1 protein-coding gene and 1 pseudogene are annotated in these 697 nt (G+C 70.6%); both read left to right on the top strand.

What is annotated here, in order from left to right:
* Positions 1-501: sulfate adenylyltransferase subunit CysD (gene cysD / locus IE318_RS44490; RefSeq protein ID WP_189908498.1), on the top strand; the 501-nt coding region annotated here is incomplete at its 5' end.
* Positions 502-503: 2 nt separating this feature from the next.
* Positions 504-697 (top strand): annotated as a pseudogene (locus IE318_RS44485) (hypothetical protein); the annotation flags it as partial.

Below are 697 nucleotides of genomic sequence, written 5' to 3'. Positions count from 1 at the left end.
CGGGACGAGGAGAAGGCCCGCGCCAAGGAGCGGGTGTTCAGTCTGCGGGACGAGTTCTCCCAGTGGGACCCGCGCCGTCAGCGGCCGGAGCTGTGGAACCTGTACAACGGCCGCCACGCGCCCGGCGAGCACGTCCGGGTGTTCCCGCTGTCCAACTGGACCGAGCTGGATGTGTGGCAGTACATCACCCGGGAGGGCATCGAGCTGCCCGCGATCTACTTCGCCCACGAGCGCGAGGTGTTCCAGCGGGGCGGCATGTGGCTGACCGCCGGCGAGTGGGGCGGCCCGAGGGACGGCGAGAGTGTGGAGAAGCGGCAGGTGCGCTACCGCACCGTCGGCGACATGTCCTGTACCGGTGCCGTGGACTCCGACGCGGTGACGCTGGAGCAGGTCATCACCGAGATCGCCGCCTCCCGGCTCACCGAGCGCGGCGCCACCCGCGCCGACGACAAGCTCTCCGAGGCCGCGATGGAAGACCGCAAGCGCGAGGGGTACTTCTAGTCATGACCAGCACCACCGAACCGACCGAGCCGTTGTCGGTCGAGCAGCTGTCGGCCACCACCCTGCTGCGGTTCGCGACCGCCGGGTCCGTCGACGACGGCAAGTCCACGCTCGTGGGCCGCCTGCTGCACGACTCCAAGTCGGTCCTCGCCGACCAGCTGGAGGCCGTGGAACGCGCCTCCGCCAGCCGCGGCCA

The sequence above is a fragment of the Streptomyces spiralis genome, assembly GCF_014654675.1.
GTDB classification, from domain to species: domain Bacteria; phylum Actinomycetota; class Actinomycetes; order Streptomycetales; family Streptomycetaceae; genus Streptomyces; species Streptomyces spiralis.
The sequence above is the reverse complement of the archived record's forward strand: the minus strand, read 5'-3'. Positions and strand labels throughout refer to the sequence as shown.